The organism is Streptomyces cathayae (assembly GCF_029760955.1).
Classification (GTDB): domain Bacteria; phylum Actinomycetota; class Actinomycetes; order Streptomycetales; family Streptomycetaceae; genus Streptomyces; species Streptomyces cathayae.
In genome coordinates, this window is record NZ_CP121682.1 from 5828447 (window position 1) to 5844055 (window position 15609).

At 71.8% G+C, this 15609-nt stretch carries 17 protein-coding genes and 1 pseudogene; 11 read left to right on the forward strand and 7 right to left on the reverse strand.

Annotated features, from left to right (window positions below; all coding sequences use genetic code 11):
• Nucleotides 1-129 precede the first annotated feature (129 nt).
• Nucleotides 130-1248, forward strand: a complete 1119-nt coding sequence (locus PYS65_RS26570; RefSeq protein WP_279336457.1) for a class I SAM-dependent methyltransferase — start codon at nt 130-132, stop codon at nt 1246-1248.
• 15 nt (nt 1249-1263) lie between these two features.
• Here PYS65_RS26570 and PYS65_RS26575 read toward each other — a convergent pair whose 3' ends face one another.
• Nucleotides 1264-2463 (reverse strand): bifunctional adenosylcobinamide kinase/adenosylcobinamide-phosphate guanylyltransferase, encoded by a 1200-nt coding sequence (locus tag PYS65_RS26575; RefSeq protein ID WP_279336458.1) that lies wholly within the window; start codon nt 2461-2463, stop codon nt 1264-1266.
• 163 nt (nt 2464-2626) lie between these two features.
• On the opposite strand from PYS65_RS26575, the gene PYS65_RS26580 reads away from it, so the two are divergent.
• On the forward strand, nt 2627-2851 hold the full coding sequence (locus tag PYS65_RS26580) for a hypothetical protein (protein ID WP_109377633.1): 225 nt from the start codon (nt 2627-2629) through the stop codon (nt 2849-2851).
• A gap of 104 nt (nt 2852-2955) precedes the next feature.
• Here the strand turns inward: PYS65_RS26580 and PYS65_RS26585 are convergent, their stop codons facing one another.
• On the reverse strand, nt 2956-3675 hold the full coding sequence (locus PYS65_RS26585; RefSeq protein WP_279338088.1) for a class I SAM-dependent methyltransferase: 720 nt from the start codon (nt 3673-3675) through the stop codon (nt 2956-2958).
• 155 nt (nt 3676-3830) lie between these two features.
• Nucleotides 3831-4466: a DUF3043 domain-containing protein gene (locus PYS65_RS26590; protein ID WP_279338089.1), complete on the reverse strand. Its 636-nt coding sequence runs from the start codon at nt 4464-4466 to the stop codon at nt 3831-3833.
• Nucleotides 4467-4725: 259 nt separating this feature from the next.
• Here PYS65_RS26590 and PYS65_RS26595 point away from each other — a divergent pair, with 259 nt between their 5' ends.
• From PYS65_RS26595 to PYS65_RS26615, 5 genes and pseudogenes are all read left to right on the forward strand, one after another.
• Nucleotides 4726-5520 (forward strand): PspA/IM30 family protein, encoded by a 795-nt coding sequence (locus PYS65_RS26595; protein ID WP_279336459.1) that lies wholly within the window; start codon nt 4726-4728, stop codon nt 5518-5520.
• A gap of 59 nt (nt 5521-5579) precedes the next feature.
• Nucleotides 5580-5861, forward strand: coding sequence for a PspA-associated protein PspAA (gene pspAA, locus PYS65_RS26600; RefSeq protein ID WP_279338090.1), 282 nt, complete (start codon nt 5580-5582; stop codon nt 5859-5861).
• Nucleotides 5862-5998: 137 nt separating this feature from the next.
• Entirely contained in the window at nt 5999-7264 is a 1266-nt protein-coding gene (locus PYS65_RS26605; RefSeq protein ID WP_279336460.1) for a sensor histidine kinase, read from the forward strand.
• A gap of 25 nt (nt 7265-7289) precedes the next feature.
• Nucleotides 7290-7976, forward strand: a complete 687-nt coding sequence (locus PYS65_RS26610; protein WP_279336461.1) for a response regulator — start codon at nt 7290-7292, stop codon at nt 7974-7976.
• Nucleotides 7977-8112: 136 nt separating this feature from the next.
• Nucleotides 8113-9147: pseudogene (locus tag PYS65_RS26615) on the forward strand (efflux RND transporter permease subunit); the annotation flags it as partial.
• 64 nt (nt 9148-9211) lie between these two features.
• Here PYS65_RS26615 and PYS65_RS26620 read toward each other — a convergent pair.
• On the reverse strand, nt 9212-9409 hold the full coding sequence (locus PYS65_RS26620) for a DUF397 domain-containing protein (protein ID WP_279336462.1): 198 nt from the start codon (nt 9407-9409) through the stop codon (nt 9212-9214).
• Nucleotides 9388-10233, reverse strand: coding sequence for a helix-turn-helix domain-containing protein (locus PYS65_RS26625; protein WP_279336463.1), 846 nt, complete (start codon nt 10231-10233; stop codon nt 9388-9390). Before PYS65_RS26625 ends, PYS65_RS26620 begins: the two co-directional genes overlap by 22 nt.
• 158 nt (nt 10234-10391) lie before the next feature.
• Here PYS65_RS26625 and PYS65_RS26630 point away from each other — a divergent pair, with 158 nt between their 5' ends.
• Both PYS65_RS26630 and PYS65_RS26635 read left to right on the forward strand, forming a co-directional pair.
• Nucleotides 10392-10691: a hypothetical protein gene (locus tag PYS65_RS26630; RefSeq protein ID WP_279336464.1), complete on the forward strand. Its 300-nt coding sequence runs from the start codon at nt 10392-10394 to the stop codon at nt 10689-10691.
• Nucleotides 10692-10769: 78 nt separating this feature from the next.
• Nucleotides 10770-10952 carry a hypothetical protein gene (locus PYS65_RS26635; RefSeq protein ID WP_279336465.1) on the forward strand — a complete coding sequence of 61 codons (183 nt, stop codon included), beginning with the start codon at nt 10770-10772 and terminating at the stop codon, nt 10950-10952.
• A gap of 163 nt (nt 10953-11115) precedes the next feature.
• Here the strand turns inward: PYS65_RS26635 and PYS65_RS26640 are convergent, their stop codons facing one another.
• Complete coding sequence (locus PYS65_RS26640) at nt 11116-11547, reverse strand: MarR family winged helix-turn-helix transcriptional regulator (protein ID WP_279336466.1); 432 nt, start codon at nt 11545-11547, stop codon at nt 11116-11118.
• 187 nt (nt 11548-11734) lie between these two features.
• Between PYS65_RS26640 and PYS65_RS26645 the strand changes: the two genes are divergently transcribed.
• Entirely contained in the window at nt 11735-12556 is an 822-nt protein-coding gene (locus tag PYS65_RS26645; protein WP_279336467.1) for an SDR family NAD(P)-dependent oxidoreductase, read from the forward strand.
• Between the two features lie 82 nt (nt 12557-12638).
• Nucleotides 12639-13868 (forward strand): NADH:flavin oxidoreductase/NADH oxidase family protein, encoded by a 1230-nt coding sequence (locus PYS65_RS26650; RefSeq protein WP_279336468.1) that lies wholly within the window; start codon nt 12639-12641, stop codon nt 13866-13868.
• Nucleotides 13869-14096: 228 nt separating this feature from the next.
• Here the strand turns inward: PYS65_RS26650 and PYS65_RS26655 are convergent, their stop codons facing one another.
• Nucleotides 14097-15467 carry an MFS transporter gene (locus PYS65_RS26655; protein ID WP_279336469.1) on the reverse strand — a complete coding sequence of 457 codons (1371 nt, stop codon included), beginning with the start codon at nt 15465-15467 and terminating at the stop codon, nt 14097-14099.
• Nucleotides 15468-15609 lie beyond the last annotated feature (142 nt).

Sequence of the window (15609 nt, forward strand, 5' to 3'; positions counted from 1 at the left end):
CCATCCGGTCCGTAACGTTTTGCCATGGAATGTCATCCGCACGTGCCGACGTTCCGCTCGCCCGCCCCTGCGTCCCCCCGCCCCCCGTCCGCCCGCCCGTCCACTCGCCCGACCCACCGGGAGCCGCCCATGTCCGTGCCCGACGCACCCATCGCCTCCCCGTCGGCCGCCGTGTCCGGCGCCGGCGCCGTTGTCGTACCCGCCCAGCAGGCCTCCGCGCGGGTGCACGAGCCGCGCCGCGCCGACTGCCCCTGGTGCGGCTCGGCACGGCTGCGCAACCGGCTGCGCACCGGCGACCTGCGGCGGCACCGGCCGGGCCGGTTCACCGTCGACGCCTGCCGGGACTGCGGGCACACCTTCCAGAACCCCCGCCTCACCGCAGAGGGCCTCGCCTTCCACCGGCGGGTGCTGCGCGGAGCCCCCCGGGACGCCGCCACCGACGCCGTCCTCGCGCTGCGCGACGCCCCGCGCCGCCGCCGCGCCACGGCCCGCACGATGCTGCGCTTCGGCGAACCGGAGAGCTGGCTGGACGTCGGCACCGGCCACGCCCGCTTCCCGGACACCGCGCGGGAGTTCTTCCCGTACACCGCGTTCGACGGCACCGACCTCACCCCGCGCGCCGAACGCGCCCGCGCCCTCGGCCGGATCGAGGAGGCCCACATCGGCCCGCTGACGTCCCCACGGCTGCGGGCCCGGGTGGCGGGCCGCTACGACGTGGTCAGCATGCTGTACCACCTCGAGCACACCACCGACCCGAGGGCGGAACTCCACGCCGCCCTGGACGCCCTGCGCCCCGGCGGCCATCTGCTCATCGAGACCCTGGACCCCCGCAGCGCGTTCGCCGCCCTGTTCGGCCGGTGGTGGCTCTCCTACGACCAGCCGCGCCGACTGCACCTGCTCCCGCCGCGCAACCTCCGCGCCGAACTGGAGCGGCTCGGCTGCGAGATCGTCACCACCAGGTCCGGAGCCCCGTTCGGATCCGGCTCCAGGCACCGCGCGGTGCACGTTCCGTACGACCTGGCCGGTGCCACCGCGCTGGCCCTCTCCCAGGCCCTGCCCGCCCCGGACGCCCCCTGGCGCGCCATCCCGCCGACCCCGTTCCAGCGGCACGCGCGCACCGTCCTGCTGCGCGCGGGCGCCCCGGTGGTGGCCGCCGCGGCGCTCACGGACCTCGCGCTGGCCCCGCTGCTGCGGCACACCCCGTTCGCCAACGCGTACCGGATCATCGCGAGGAAGCCGATCGGCTGACCCGGCCCGCCCCGCTCACCCCTTCAGCATCAGCGCCTGCCCCGCCACCACCAGCAGCACCTGCTCGCACTCCTGCGCGAACGCCGCGTTCAGCCGCCCGAGTTCGTCCCGGTAACGGCGGCCGGACGCGGTGGCGGGCACGATGCCCGAGCCCACCTCGTTGGAGACCGCGACCACGGTCCGCCGGGTCGCGCGCACCGCGTCCGTCAGCTCACGCACCCGCTCCCTGAGGGCCCGTTCCCCTCCGTCGGCCCACTCGGCGTCGTCCCACGCCCCGACGGAGTCCATCGCGTCCGTCAGCCACAGCGACAGACAGTCCACCAGCAGCGGCGGCCCGTCGCCCTTCAGCAGCGGCACCAGATCACAGGTCTCGACGGTCCGCCACGACCCGGGCCGCCGCTCCTGATGGGCCGACACCCGGGCCGCCCACTCGGTGTCCCCGTTGCGGGACCCGCCGGTCGCCACGTACAGCACCTCCGGGAGCGTCTCCAGCCGGCGCTCGGCCTCCAGCGACTTGCCCGACCGGGCCCCTCCCAGCACCAGCGTCCGCCGCGGCAGATCGGGTACGTCCTCGTAGGCGCCCACCTCCAGCGTGGTCCCGTCGGGCACGGCGCGCGCCCCGGCCGCCGCGAGCCGACGGCGCGCCTCCGTGCCGGGCGGCACGTCGTGGTCCAGGTGCACGGCGACGACGTCCGTCGTCGGCCCGACCGCGCCCACCGCCCGCAACCGCGCCAGCGCGTCCGGGCGCCCCACGACGTCCAGCAGCACCATGGCGTACGGTTCGGCCGGCTCCTCGAGACCGGCCGGCGCCGCGCCCGGCGGCAGATACAGCAGCCGCTGCCCGTCCGGTCCGGTCACCGCGTACCCGGTGCCCGGCGAGTCCAGCGCCACCGCCCGCACCCGGTGGCCCGTCAGCAGTGCCAGCTCCCGTCCGTCCGGCACCCGGCCGGGCTGCGGCAGACCGGCCGGCACCTCGACCGCGGGCCCGTCGTGCGGATGGGAGAGCAGCACCTGGCGCACACCGCCGAGCGAGTGCCCCGCGCGGGCCGCCGCGAACGCCACGCCCGGCATGAGGTCGAGCAGCAGCGAGCCGTCCACCAGCAGCGCGGTCGCCGCGCGCGCATGCGGGCCGGCGGCGGACGCGCAGGCGGCGCAGGGACAGTCGGGGCGGGGCAGTCCCGCCGGGGCACCGGTACCGAGCAGAGTGAGTTCCACGGACCCGATTTTCACCCGTCCCCACGGCTCCTGCGCGCCCGACCGGGCAACCACCCCACATGATCCACCGCACGGCCCCCGCGTCCTGCCCTAGTCTCTTGCAAGGAGCCGGACCGAGATCCGGCCCCTGTTGTGCAGTGTGCTGAGACCCACGGAGGCGTACATGGCGGCATGGACGTGGCGGTTCGAGAAGGCCGACGGGACGCAGGTCGAGCCCGCGGTGCAGCCGGAGGAGTTCACCACGCAGGGGGACGCCGAGTCCTGGATCGGGGAGAACTGGAAGGCCCTGCTGGAGGGCGGTGCCGACCAGGTGCGGCTGCTGGAGGACACCACGGAGATCTACGGGCCGATGAGCCTCCACGCGGACCAGGCGAGCACCGAGGCCTGAGAGCCGGGTTCACGGGCGAGGGCCCCGGCCCTCGCCCCCTCCGGGGCCGGCCGCGTTCTCTGGGCTCGTCTGCGTTCGTCTGCGTTCGTCTGTCCGCGCCCGCGTCAGCCCCGTACGCCGCACAGGTGCAGCAGCGCCGCCACCCCGCGGTAGGGGTCCGTCCGCCCGGCCCGCTCCTCGACCTCCAGGAGGGTCGCCAGGTCGTCCGGGACGCCGGGGGCGCGCGTGCCGTCGTCCGCCGCCGTGTCCGTGAAGACCCGCACGCCGTACCAGGTGTGCAGCGGCGCCCCGAGCCCGGCGAGTGTCGCCGTCAGCTTCTGCAGCCGGTCGGCCCGTATCTCGAGCTCCGACTCCTCGTCCACGTGGCAGGTCGCGTCGAACGCGGTCAGCGCGCCGGCCCAGTCGCCGCGCAGGCCGGACCGCATCGCGGGCGCGTCACCGTTGCGCACCAGCAGCGACAGCAGTCCGCCGGGGGCGAGCATCCGGGCCAGCCCCGCCACCAGCGGGTCCGGCTCCGTCACGTGCATGAGCACGCCGTGGCAGAGCACCACGTCGAAGCTGCCCGGCAGGAAGTGCACACCGGTGTCCCGGCCGTCGCCCTCGACGACCCGCACCCGTTCCCGGATGCCTTCGGGCTCCCGGGCGAGCGCCGCACGCGCGGCGGCGAGCAGCTCCGGATCCCGCTCGAGACCGGTCACCGAGTGACCGGCCCGCGCCAGCCGCAGCGCCTGCGAGCCCCGGCCCATGCCGACGTCGAGCACGCGCAGCCGCCGCCCGACCGGGAACCGCCCCGCTATCTGCTCGTCCAGCTGACGGGCCGCCAGCTCCAGCCGTACGACCTCCCGCAGGCCACCGGGCTCGCCCGGCCCGCCAGGCCCGCCGGTCCCGACCGGCGAGGCCGGCGCGGGCACCACGGACTGCGCCGGACGCACCGCCGGGCCCGCCGAGGGCGCCCGGCCCTCGGCGAACGGCAGGGTGCTCAGGGCTGCTCTCCGCGCTTGACCTGGGGCTTGGGCAGCCGCAGCCGGCGCATCTGGAGCGAACGCATCAGGGCGTAGGCGACGGCACCGCGCCGGTTGTCGGTGGGGAAGCGCTCGGCCAGCCGCTTCTTCAGCCGGAAGCCGGTCACGATGGAGTCGAGCACGATCGTCACGATCACGAGCAGCCACAGCAGCAGCGCGATGTTCTGCAGCTGGGGGACCCGGACCATGCTCAGCACCAGGATGATCACGGCCATCGGCAGGAAGTACTCCGCGATGTGGAACCGCGAGTCGACGAAGTCGCGCGCGAAGCGGCGCACCGGCCCCTTGTCACGAGCGGGCAGGTAGCGCTCGTCGCCGCTGGCCAGCGCCTGGCGCTGACGCTCCATCGCGGCCCGGCGCTCGTCTCGCTGCCGTTTGCTCGCCTCCTTGCGCGTCATCGACGTGTTGGCCACGCTGCGACGCTGGGTCTGGGCCACGCTGCGCTTGGGCGTGGGACGGCCCTTGGGGGCCTCCGGGTGGCGGGTCTGATTGGAGTCGGTCACCGCCGCCTTGTCGGCGTGGGCCTTCTCTTCCTTGGCACGGCTACGGAACACAAAACCCAAGGGTACGGGGTATCCGGGGTTGGATCCCAGTCCCGGGGGGAACGATCCGGCAACACCAGTCGTCTGTAGAAGGACAGGCAGAGGGGACGTTGTGCACGTCTTGGGGTGTGTTGTCCCGTCCGCCCCGGGGTTCACCTACTCCCTGGGCCGGATCGGGCGGCCGCTCAGTCGTCCTTGGGGATGAGCGCATCCGTCCCCGAACAGTGCGGTAATGGATGCAGGGCCCGTACTGTGGGTTCTGTCGCAGAGCTGTGAGCCGGAGTCCGTCAGAAGGGGGCGCGCGAAGCCCATGAGCGGTGTCATGAAGCGTATGGGGATGATCTTCCGCGCGAAGGCGAACAAGGCCCTTGACCGGGCCGAGGATCCGCGCGAGACCCTCGATTACTCGTACCAGAAGCAGCTGGAGCTGCTCCAGAAGGTCCGGCGCGGTGTCGCCGACGTGGCGACCAGCCGCAAGCGTCTGGAGCTCCAGCTCAACCAGCTCCAGTCCCAGTCGGGCAAGCTGGAGGACCAGGGGCGCAAGGCGCTCGCGCTGGGCCGGGAGGACCTGGCCCGCGAGGCGCTCTCCCGCCGTGCCGCCCTCCAGCAGCAGGTGACCGATCTGGAGACGCAGCACGCCACGCTCCAGGGCGAGGAGGAGAAGCTCACCCTCGCGGCCCAGCGGCTGCAGGCCAAGGTCGACGCCTTCCGCACGAAGAAGGAGACCATCAAGGCCACGTACACGGCGGCCCAGGCGCAGACCCGGATCGGCGAGGCATTCTCCGGCATCTCCGAGGAGATGGGCGACGTCGGGCTGGCGATCCAGCGCGCCGAGGACAAGACCGCCCAGCTCCAGGCGCGGGCCGGCGCCATCGACGAACTGCTCGCCTCCGGCGCCCTGGACGACCAGTCCGGCATGCACAAGGACGACATCCAGGCCGAGCTGGACCGGCTCTCGGGTGGTACGGATGTGGAGCTGGAGCTGCAGCGCATGAAGGCCGAGCTGGCGGGAGGCCCCTCCGCCGGGCAGCAGGCCATCGAGGGCGGCGACGAGCAGTCCCGGGCCCAGCAGCCGCAGGACACCCCGCGGTTCGACAAGCAGTGACCGCCGCACGGGAAGCCGTGCCGACGACCGAGGTCCTCGCCGGGACCCAGGAGGCCGACATGATCGTACGGGTCATGGGGGAGGGGCAGGTGGCTCTGGCCGAGAGCCACCTCGCCGAGTTGAACAAACTGGACGAGGAACTCCTCACCGAGATGGAGACCGGTGACGGCCCCGGTTTCCGCCGCACCCTCACCGCCCTGCTCTCCAGGGTCCACGAGCTCGGCGAACCGCTGCCGGACGAGGCGCTGGAACCCTCCGACCTCATCCTGCCCGCCCCGGACGCCACCATCGAGGAGGTCCGGGAACTGCTCAGCGAGGACGGGCTGATCCCGGGCCCGTGAACCGCAGGTCCGTGAACCGCAGGCCCGGGAAACCCGGGCCTGCCGGGTCCTCCCACGGGCGGTCCACGACCGGCCCGCGCACCGGGTGCCGCACCGGACCTCACGGCGGCACCGCGGACGCCGTACGGTGAACGGTCGTGAGCACCCTCCAGCGCGCCCGGTGCCGGCTGCGCGCCCATCCCTTCGCCCTGGACGCCGCCCTGGCCGCGGGCGTACTGGTGTGCATGGTGGCGGGATCCTTCGTGGACCCGCACGGCCCGCACGGCGTCACCTGGGAGCTGCGCACCCCCGACCCGCTCAGCCTGACCCTCATGACCCTCGGCGCCGCCGCGCTGGTCCTCCGGCGCCGGGCACCCCGCACGGTCCTCGCCCTCACCGGCGCCGCCTCCGTGGCCGAGTCCGTCACCGGCGACCCCCGCGCCCCGGTCGCGATGTGCGTGGTCGTCGCGCTCTACACCGTCGCCTCCACCACCGACCGCCCCACCACCTGGCGGGTCGGCCTGCTCACCATGACCGTCCTCACCGGCGCCGCCATGATCGCCGGCCCGCTGCCGTGGTACGCCCAGGAGAACCTGGGGCTCTTCGCCTGGACCGGGATCGGCGCCACCGCCGGGGACGCCGTCCGCAGTCACCGCGCCTTCGTCCAGGCCATCCGGGAACGCGCCGAGCGGGCCGAACGCACCCGTGAGGAGGAGGCCCGCCGCCGGGTCGCCGAGGAGCGCCTGCGCATCGCCCGCGACCTGCACGACGTGGTCGCCCACCACATCGCCCTGGTCAACGTCCAGGCCGGGGTCGCCGCCCACGTCATGGACAAGCGGCCCGACCAGGCCAAGGAGGCCCTCGCCCACGTCCGGGAGGCCAGCCGCTCGGCGCTGGGCGAACTGCGCGCCACCGTCGGCCTGCTGCGTCAGTCCGACGACCCCGAGGCACCCACCGAACCCACCTCCGGCCTGGACCGCCTCGACGAACTCGCCGGGACCTTCCGCAGCGCCGGCCTGCGGGTCCTGGTCGCCCGCGAGGACCAGGGTCCCGCGCTGCCCGCCGCCGTCGACCTGGCCGCCTACCGGGTCATCCAGGAGGCCCTCACCAACGTCCAGAAGCACGCCGGCGGCGAGGCGAAGGCGGAGGTCAGCGTCGTCAGGGTGGGGCCCCGCATCGAGATCACCGTCCTCGACGACGGCACCGGCGACGACGGGCACGGCGACGGCGGCCACGGTGACGGCGGACAGGGCGACGGACAGGGCGACGGGCACGGCGGCGGGCACGGCCTGCTCGGCATGCGGGAACGCGTCACCGCCCTGCGCGGCACCCTCACCACCGGCCCCCGCTTCGGCGGCGGGTTCCGCGTCCATGCGATCCTGCCCCTCGAGCCCGGCACGTCCACAGCCCAGGACGGCCCGTGACCAGCGCCCCCCGGGGGGAATCCGTATGACGATCCGAGTCCTGCTCGCCGACGACCAGGCGCTGCTGCGCAGTGCGTTCCGCGTCCTCGTCGACTCCGAGCCGGACATGGAGGTGGTGGGCGAGGCGTCCGACGGCGCCGAGGCGGTCCGCCTCGCCCGTGAACGGCGCGCCGACGTCGTCCTCATGGACATCCGGATGCCCGGCACCGACGGCCTCGCGGCCACCCGGCTGATCAGCGCCGACCCCGAACTCGACGGGGTCCACGTGGTCATCCTGACGACCTTCGAGGTCGACGACTACGTGGTGCGGTCGCTGCGGGCCGGCGCCTCCGGCTTCCTCGGCAAGGGCTCCGAACCCGGGGAACTGCTGAACGCCATCCGGATCGCCGCCGAGGGGGAGGCACTGCTGTCCCCGGCCGCCACCAAGGGCCTGATCGCCCGCTTCCTCGCCCAGGGGGGCACCGCCGACGACGCCGACCGCGACCCGGCCCGCGCGCAGCGGCTCGACTCGCTGACCGGGCGGGAGCGCGAGGTGCTGGTCCTGGTCGCCGGCGGCCACTCGAACGACGAGATCGCCGAACGCCTGGAGGTCAGCCCGCTGACCGTGAAGACCCACGTCAACCGGGCCATGGCCAAGCTCGGCGCCCGCGACCGGGCCCAGCTGGTGGTGACCGCCTACGAGTCGGGGCTGGTCCGCCCGAGGGTGGAGTGAACGCCACCGCGCGTACTGCGGGGGGAGTAGCCGCCGCCCGAGGAACAGGACCTCGGGCCTACGGATCGGTCCCCGCCGATGCCCCAGTGTGGAGAACGGACGCCCCTTGGCGCCCGCCCCTGCCCCCTCCAGGTGCCTCTCCTCGCTGGACGACGTCACCGACGTCACCAGCGACCTGTCGCAGAGCGTGCCGCGCATCTCGGTCAAGGCCGACTCCGGTGCCGCCGCGGCCGGTTTCGACGACCAGACGCTCGGTGCGGCCGTCGCCCAGGCGGTACGGGGCACCCCGGCCGCCAGGGTGGTGCTGGACGACACCGAGCGGGACGTCGTCATCCGCTCGGACCGGCCGGCCACCACCCTGGCCGAACTGAAGAAGCTGCCGCTCGGTCCGGTGAAGCTGGGTGACATCGCCACCGTCGAGCTGGTGGACGGCCCGGTCTCCATGACCCGGATCGACGGCCAGCGCTCGGCCACCGTCACCGCCCGGCCGATCGGAGACAACACCGGCGCGGTCAGCGCGGAACTCCAGGCCGAGATCAACGCGCTGAAGCTCCCGGCGGGCGCGACGGCCGAGATCGGCGGCGTGACCGCCGACCAGGACGATGCCTTCGGCAACCTGCTCCTGGCGATGCTGGCCGCGATCGCGATCGTCTTCATGCTGCTGGTCGGTACCTTCCGGTCGCTCGCCCAGCCGCTGATCCTGCTGGTCTCCATCCCGTTCGCGGCGACCGGCGCGCTCGGCCTGCTGCTCGTCACCGGCACCCCGATGGGCGTCCCGGCGATGATCGGCATGTTGATGCTGATCGGCATCGTGGTGACCAACGCGATCGTGCTGATCGACCTGATCAACCAGTACCGCGACCGCGGCCACGGCATCGTCGAGGCCGTGATCGAGGGCGGCCGCCACCGGCTGCGCCCGATCCTGATGACGGCCCTGGCGACGATCTTCGCCCTGCTCCCGATGGCGCTCGGCGTCACCGGCGAAGGCGGCTTCATCGCCCAGCCGCTCGCGGTGGTGGTCATCGGCGGGCTGATCACGTCGACCCTGCTCACCCTGCTCCTGGTCCCGACCCTCTACGCCATGCTGGAACTCCGCAAGGAGCGGCGCGCGAAGAAGGGCGTAGCCGTGGAGCCGGAGGCGTCTGAGGAGCCGGAACCGGCCCAGGCCTGACACCCCGTCCGCACGCAGAAGGGGCGCCCCGTGAAGCCATCACGGGGCGCCCCTTCGTACGTGCCTACGCTTTCAGCGAGTTGACGAAGACGTCCCAGGCGGTGGCTGGGACGACGATCACGGGGCCGCGGGGGGTCTTGCTGTCGCGTACGGGGACAGTGCCGGGGAAGTCCTCGGAGATCTCGACACAATTACCCCCGTTCGCGTTGCTGTAGCTGCTCCGACGCCAAGTGGTGGAGTTCAGCTCGGGGGTGTGCTGCATGGTTTGTAGTCCTCCATTGCCTCTCGAATCGGCTCCGCCGAGGCGGCTGGCGAGAGGGCCTTGGCGCGGAGAACTTCGTACCGCCGTCGCCACTTCTTCGCCGAGTCCCGATCCTCGTAGAGGTGTCCGACCTCGATGCCCTCTTCATAGGCCACGGTGGAGCCGTTGGGAAGGGTCAGCAGGGTCAGCGAGGCGCCCATCAGGTAGTACGGGCCGGCGTTGAAGGGCATCACCTGGACCTTGCTGTCGGGAGTATCCACCTGCGCGAGCAGCAAGGCCAGTTGTTTGTACGTGCACTCCCTACTGCCCATCTGCCGCCGGAGCACGGACTCATCGATGATCGCCCAGCGCAGTGGGGACTGCACGGAGTTGAGCCGGTCCTTGCGGGACATACGTGCGTTGACGAGTTCCTCCGCCTTCTCCTGGGAGAGTTCTTCCTGGAGGCCGAGCTGGGCTTGGGCGTACTCCTTGGTCTGCAACAACCCAGGAATCACTTGTGGTTCGTAGTTCTCGATGACCTCCGCCTGCGCCTCGAAGTCCATGAACCGGCGGTACTGGTCCGGATGCGCCTCGCGCTTGGCCAGCTCGTACAGCCCGTGGAAGTGCCGGTCCGTGCCGAACGCGGCGTCCAGCCGGTCCGGCAGGTCCGGCGGCGGCATCAGCTCCGCCGTCTCGATGCGGGCCAGCGTGCTCTTGCTGGAGTTGAGGATGTCCGCGAGCTGGAGCAACGACAGCCGGGCGGCCTCGCGATGACGACGCTGTTCGGCGCCGAAGTAGTGGCGGGCGGACAGATAGGGGGTCAGGGTCTGCGGCTTGAACGTCATCGGCTGCCTCTCTGGCTGATCGTCTCGTTCTCCACGCTGGGACGCGGCGCTCCTGGTGCGAACTGGCCCCGCAGCGCGACGATGACGACACAGAAAGTAACGAAGGCGGATCCGGCTCCGCAGCGAAACGGCCGGATCTCACCGGAGGGAGCGACAGGATGATCCGCGACGCACGGGACGGCGCGCCCCTACGGCTGCTGCCGTGGACGACACCGGAGGGCGCCCCCTGCTACCTGAGCACGGACGACCCGCGCAGCCGACTCTCCTGCCTGGCCGACGAGTTGGAGGCCGACCTGCTCGACTCGGCCGAGACGGTCCTGGCCCATGCCAAGCCGCTGCTCGTCGACGAGCGCACGGGGGGGCGGGAGTTGCGCTTCGCGGGCACCCGCCTCGCCGAAGCCCTCACGGACGCACTCCGCATCGCGACAAGCCGAGGAGCCCGCCTGCCGGAGCTGTGAACGGGTTGGTCCGCGCTGCCGTCCGGTGGCTCGGAGGCGTCCGCTCCGTGGTCCGTCCCGGGCGGGCAGGGCTCGGGCATGGGCAGCGCGACCGAACTCGCCGCTGGCGGTCACGCTCTGGACGTGGTGGCCGCGTACGGCGAGGGTGCGGCGGGTCTGACCGCTGTGTTCGCCGAGCGTGATGCTGACGACGGGGGCCTGGCCGAGGGGACGTCGGCCGTGGCGTGGTGCGCCAGGGCGGTTCGGCGGCGTCGACCGTGACGGCTTTCTGTGCCCTGCTGCCGCCCGGGTAGGTGATGTCGGCGCCGCCCTTGCCGAGGACCTCGTAGGTCACCGCGGCGGTGGGGCTGGGGTCGTTGCGTTCGGTGGACTCGTCCTTGCCGGTGCTGAACGATGGTTGCTACGTCGTGAAGTGTGCCGAATCTCAGGCCGGACCTGCGGTCGGTTCGAGCGCTTTTCCCATGAGGCTCACCAGGCTGAGCAGGTCGTCGGTGTCAAGCCGGGCGAAGGGGCTCAGGGCCAGTGTTGCCTCGATCACCGCGGACCGTACCCGCCGGCCGTTTTCCGTGAGCGCCACGACGCGAGAACGGCGGTCGGCGGGGTCGGCGGAACGTTCGACGAGTCCCCGATCGGTGAGCTGATTCATGACGAAGCTGAGGTTGGGTGCGTTGCAGTACAGCCGACCGGCCAATTCCTTCATCGAGGGCGGTGCCTCGGTCGGTTCGATCGCCCAGAGTGCCTGAGCAGTTGCGTGTGTCAGACCGTGCTCAGCCAGGACGGCGTCGATCCGGTCGCTGGTCTGCATGAAGATTTCGTGGTTTGCCACCACCGCTGCCTCAAGGGAACTTCGGGTCATGGTCTCATCCTAGCCTTTTCACTTCGAGTCTCGAAGTGTTATTTTGATTCGAGACTCGAAGTATCTGCCCTCCCTCCCGCTGTGGACACGAGGCGTCGTCGGAGCGGGACGCTCCCCGGTCCCGTCTCCCCGAGACCTGTCCGCTCGGACGCGGCCCGGCGCCCAGCCGAACAGGAAGCACTCACGCATGCACGACTACACGAACACCACCGCCGTGGTCACCGGCGCTTCGAAGGGGCTGGGGGAGGCTTACGCACTGGAACTCGCCTCCCGAGGCGCACACCTCATCCTTGTCGCCCGCTCGGCCGACGCACTCCACACCCTTGCCGGGCAGATCCGGAAGGTGTACTCCGTCCGCGTCGATGTGATCGCCGCGGACCTGTCGGACCGGCGGCCCCCACAGACGGTGGTCGACGCCATCGAGGAACTCGGCCTGGACGTAGACCTCCTGGTCAACAACGCCGGGATGGGGTCGGTGGGGCCCTTCCTCGACCGCCCCCTCGAACCCAACCTTCAGTCCGTCGACGTGAACGTCACCGCACTGATCGGCCTGGCCCACCCCCTGGGCACCGGCATGGTCGAACGCGGCTGCGGCGGCATCGTCAACGTCGCCTCCACCGCCGCGTTCCAGCCCATGCCGTACCAGGCCAGTTACGCCGCCACCAAGGCATTCGTGCTCTCGTTCACCGAGGCGCTCGCCGAGGAGGCCCGCAATACCGGCGTACGCGTGATGGCGGCCCACCCGGGAGCCACCGACACAGGATTCTTCGACCGTACGACCGCGTCCATGGACCCGAAGACCACGGACACCCCAGCCGGCGTCGCTGCCAAAACACTCGACGACTTCGCACGCGGCCGGTCCGTCTCCTTCCCCGGACGCACCTCCAACCGCGCCGGAACCTGGGCGTCGCGCCTGCTTCCCCGGACCACAGTCGCCCGCATCACCGGCAACCTCAACCGCAAGGCCGGATACGACGACGTCAGCGACCTCGACCCCGCCACTTCGTGACGCCAGAACCTGCGGCACAAGACGAACAACCGCACCGACAGCCCTACCGAGGCCGCCCGGAGCCGATGCCATGGGAGAAGAGATGACCACACTGAACGAGCCGCTGCACCTGAGCAACGGCGCTCCGCTGCCCAACAGGATCGCGAAGGCCGCGATGGAAGAGTTGCTCGCAGCGCCAGGGCAGCTGCCAGGTGACGAACTCCTCACGCTCTACCGCCGTTGGGCCGCGGGAGGTGCCGGGCTCCTGATCACCGGACACGTCATGATCGACCGCAGAGCGGTCGCCCAGCCCGGCGACGTCGTCCTGGAACAGGACACGCCGCTGGAGCCGTTCCAGCGCTGGGCGGCGGCCGGTAAACCGGCAGGCGGGCAGATCTGGATGCAGATCAACCACCCCGGGCGCGTCATCCCGAAAGATCTCGCCGCCACCACCCGGGCCCCCTCTGCGGTGCCGATCGACGTCGGCGGCTTGTCCAGCATGTACCCGATACCCCAGCCGATGACCGCGCAGGAGATCGATGAGACGGTGGCTCGCTTCGCCGTGACCGCGCAGCGGGCCCAACAGGCCGGCTTCGACGGAGTCGAGATCCACGCCGCCCACGGCTATCTCCTCTCCCAGTTCCTCTCGCCCCTGGTGAACCGGCGCGACGACCGCTGGGGCGGCAGCCTGCACAACCGCGCCCGCCTGCTGCTCGATGTCGTGGGCGCGGTCCGCGAGCGCGTCGGCACGGGCTTCGCAGTGGGAGTGAAACTGAACTCGGCGGACTTCCAGCGCGGCGGATTCGACACCGGCGACGCACGTGACGTGATCAAGATGCTCGCCGATGTGGGGACCGACCTGGTCGAGTTGTCCGGCGGCAGCATCGAGAGCCTGGCCACGGCGGGCTCCCCCGCGGACGGCCGCACCCTTGCCCGCGAGGCGTACTTCCTTGAACTCGCCGAGCAGCTCGTCGCCACCTCGCCGCTGCCACTGCTGCTGACCGGAGGGATCCGGCGACGCGCCGTCGCCCAACAGGTGATCGACTCCGGAGTCGCCATGGCAGGCGTAGCCACGGCGCTGGCAATCGACCCCACTCTGCCAAGGCAGTGGCTTGCCGGTGGCGATGCGCAGGTCCGCCCGCCCCGCACCCGCTTCCGCAACAAAACGCTGGCAGCCGCAGCCGTCCAGGCTGTCACGTCGCGGCAGCTCGCCCGCCTCGGTGCGGGCAAGCCGTCGAAGAAACGCTACTCTCCGGCCGTCGCCCTCCTCCTCGAACGACTCGTCCGGGCCCGGCGCCGACGCAGTTATCTGAAATGGCATACGGCCGCCTGAAGCCGTGCCGGATCGAGTCGGCCTGAACTGCTGCCGATCGACCTGTGGCCGTCCGGCTGGTCGTCGACCTCGGAGGCGGTGCAGCGTTACGGAATGCCAGCCGCGCCGCTGGGGGTGGTGTCCGAGTTGAGGGTGTCGCTCAGGGGCGCCGGAAGCCCCGGAGATCGGGTCCTCCGGCACCCCTGGCGTCGGGGGAGGGCGGCCGGGCTGCGGGGTTCGTGGCAGCCGTCAGGCGTTGAGTTCCTCGAGTGTTCTGCCCTTGGTCTCCACCGCGAAGCAGGCGACGATCGCGCCCACCGCGGCGACGCCCGCCAGTTGGACGAAGATGACGTCGAGGCTTGCTCCGGAGGCGATGATCGCGCCGACCGTGATCGGGCCGAGGATCACACCGAGGCGGTTCCACACACCGCCGAACGCGGCGCCCTTGGCGCGGTTGCGCGTCGGGTACAGCTCCGGTGAGTAGAGGTAGAGCGAGGCGTTGATGACGAAGATGAAGAAGGTGGCGCAGGAGGCGAAGAGCGCGACCTGGCCGCCGGAGGTGGCGCCGGCCACCGCGAGCGCGGCCAGCGCGGCCGCGGTGCCGAGCAGTGCGGTGAGCAGCAGCGGCTTGCGGCCGATGCGGTCGACCACCAGCGCGGCGATCACTGTGCCCAGCAGGCCGGTGGCGTTGCTGATCAGGGAGTAGGTCAGCGCGGTGGTGAGGTCCAGCCCGAACTGCTTGGTGTAGAGCGACGGCAGCCAGGTGATGATGCCGTGGTTCACGTAGTAGGCCGTGAACCACAGGGTCGACAGGATGACGGTGCGCCGCAGATAGCGGCCCTGGAAGATCTCGCGCAGGCGGCCGCGGGACTCCTCGGCCGGGATGTCCGGGGAGGGCCGGGGCAGCGGCTCCTCGACCGAGGCCCGGACCTCGGCCTCGATCCTGGTGATGACCTCCTCGGCTTCCTCCAGGCGTCCCTGGGAGGCCAGCCAGCGGGGCGACTCGGGCACCTTGCGGACCAGGAGCAGCGCCAGCAGCACCGGCAGGCCGCCGATCAGGAACATCGCCTGCCAGCCGAGGCGGGGGACGACCCAGACGGCGGTCAGGGAGGCCACCGAGAGACCGGCGGGGAAGATCAACTCGTAGAGCAGCACCAGCTTGCCGCGGTTGTCGGAGCGAGCGATCTCGTTGATGTAGGTGGCGGCGATGGGCACCACGCCGCCGATGCCTATGCCCTGGACGAAGCGGAAGCCGGCGAACATCCCGATGTCGGCCGAGCCGGCCACCAGGATGCTGGCGAGGCCGGTGATCAGCACGCCGAGGGCGACGGTGCGCACCCGGCCGATCCTGTCGCCGAGCCAGCCGGCGCCGAACGCGCCGAACAGCATGCCGACCGAGGCGGCGGTGACGGCGAAGGTCGCCTGGCCGGTGGTCAGGTTCCACTGCTCGGTCAGGACGGGCAGCGCGGAGGCGGCGAGCAGGAGGTCGAACCCCTCGAAGAAGGTGACGGCGCCGATCAGGAAGCGGACCTTGACGTGCCACCGCGAGTGCGGCAGCCGTTCGAGTCTCGCGGCGACGGAGCTTAAACCCGGGTTTTGTTCTGTGGCCACGGTCGACATGGGAATCCTTCTGCGCGCAGTGCGGGAGCCGGCGGAGTTGCCGTGACCCCGGGAGGCGTTGTCCGAGTGGCTGACAACTTAGCGCTCGGCCTCGACGCGTCAGCGGGGTCCGGCCGCATCGGCGGAAGGCCCCGGAGGTTCC

What these genes read in the sequence shown, in the direction of transcription:
- PYS65_RS26570 (WP_279336457.1), top strand. Translation starts at nt 130, where the DNA reads ATGTCCGTGCCCGACGCACCCATCGCCTCCCCGTCGGCCGCCGTGTCC.
- PYS65_RS26580 (WP_109377633.1), top strand. Translation starts at nt 2,627, where the DNA reads ATGGCGGCATGGACGTGGCGGTTCGAGAAGGCCGACGGGACGCAGGTC.
- PYS65_RS26595 (WP_279336459.1), top strand. Translation starts at nt 4,726, where the DNA reads ATGAGCGGTGTCATGAAGCGTATGGGGATGATCTTCCGCGCGAAGGCG.
- pspAA (WP_279338090.1), top strand. Translation starts at nt 5,580, where the DNA reads ATGATCGTACGGGTCATGGGGGAGGGGCAGGTGGCTCTGGCCGAGAGC.
- PYS65_RS26610 (WP_279336461.1), top strand. Translation starts at nt 7,290, where the DNA reads ATGACGATCCGAGTCCTGCTCGCCGACGACCAGGCGCTGCTGCGCAGT.
- PYS65_RS26620 (WP_279336462.1), bottom strand. Translation starts at nt 9,409, where the DNA reads ATGCAGCACACCCCCGAGCTGAACTCCACCACTTGGCGTCGGAGCAGC.
- PYS65_RS26625 (WP_279336463.1), bottom strand. Translation starts at nt 10,233, where the DNA reads ATGACGTTCAAGCCGCAGACCCTGACCCCCTATCTGTCCGCCCGCCAC.
- PYS65_RS26630 (WP_279336464.1), top strand. Translation starts at nt 10,392, where the DNA reads ATGATCCGCGACGCACGGGACGGCGCGCCCCTACGGCTGCTGCCGTGG.
- PYS65_RS26635 (WP_279336465.1), top strand. Translation starts at nt 10,770, where the DNA reads ATGGGCAGCGCGACCGAACTCGCCGCTGGCGGTCACGCTCTGGACGTG.
- PYS65_RS26640 (WP_279336466.1), bottom strand. Translation starts at nt 11,547, where the DNA reads ATGACCCGAAGTTCCCTTGAGGCAGCGGTGGTGGCAAACCACGAAATC.
- PYS65_RS26645 (WP_279336467.1), top strand. Translation starts at nt 11,735, where the DNA reads ATGCACGACTACACGAACACCACCGCCGTGGTCACCGGCGCTTCGAAG.
- PYS65_RS26650 (WP_279336468.1), top strand. Translation starts at nt 12,639, where the DNA reads ATGACCACACTGAACGAGCCGCTGCACCTGAGCAACGGCGCTCCGCTG.
- PYS65_RS26655 (WP_279336469.1), bottom strand. Translation starts at nt 15,467, where the DNA reads ATGTCGACCGTGGCCACAGAACAAAACCCGGGTTTAAGCTCCGTCGCC.